At 43.1% G+C, this 647-nt stretch carries 1 protein-coding gene; it reads right to left on the bottom strand.

Annotation, left to right across the window (positions count from 1 at the left end; all coding sequences use genetic code 11):
• Positions 1-253: 253 nt before the first annotated feature.
• Positions 254-647, bottom strand: a 394-nt coding sequence (locus E2R66_RS28165) for a transposase (RefSeq protein WP_204986011.1), incomplete at its 5' end; no start/stop codon positions are given.

The following is a 647-nucleotide window of genomic DNA, read 5'->3' as shown; positions in this document are numbered from 1 at the left end:
TTAAGCTTGTCCCGGCCCATCTTGATGTTATTCGTCCTAAGGGGCTGATATATGCACCGGTAAAGCTTATGTAAGCCCAAGCCTGGCAACTCCCTCCGGACTATCGCTATCAATTCCAGTACGATAATTTCCATCTGCTCTACATCGCTCAGATGGAACTCCCTTTGATAATATGCTTGTCGTGATTTCCCAAACAGCCTGCATAAAGGGCCCACGCCCATCCTGGTGATGCGCTTCTCTTTGATCAGCTTGACTATTTGGAACCACGCTTTTTTCGCACCGGGACTTTGAGCTCCTTCTCAGCATAGTCTATCATGGCGTTCAACCCATAGATAAGAACATTTGCTTTTTCCAAAGCCTTCTCAAGCTGCATGATGTGTTGCTTGAGGGCAGTATTATCCTTTTTCTTCTTAGGATCGATACCGACTACAGTGACAGCTCCTTTTTCCAATTGCTTTTTGTATAGGGTGATCCAGTTCACTAAGATATAAGAATTTGGCAAATTGTAACTTTTCGCTACCTCTTTTACCGACTGGTTCCGATACATCACTAAGTGGACAAGTTTCTCTTTAAACTCTTCCGTGAAGCTAAACTGCTCCAACATCTTTTCTTTCATTTGGAATACGATTATTCCAAAAGTGTAAACC

It is taken from the genome of Mucilaginibacter psychrotolerans (genome assembly GCF_004519315.1).
Taxonomy (GTDB): Bacteria; Bacteroidota; Bacteroidia; order Sphingobacteriales; family Sphingobacteriaceae; genus Mucilaginibacter; species Mucilaginibacter psychrotolerans.
This window is presented reverse-complemented; position numbering and strand designations above follow the sequence as displayed.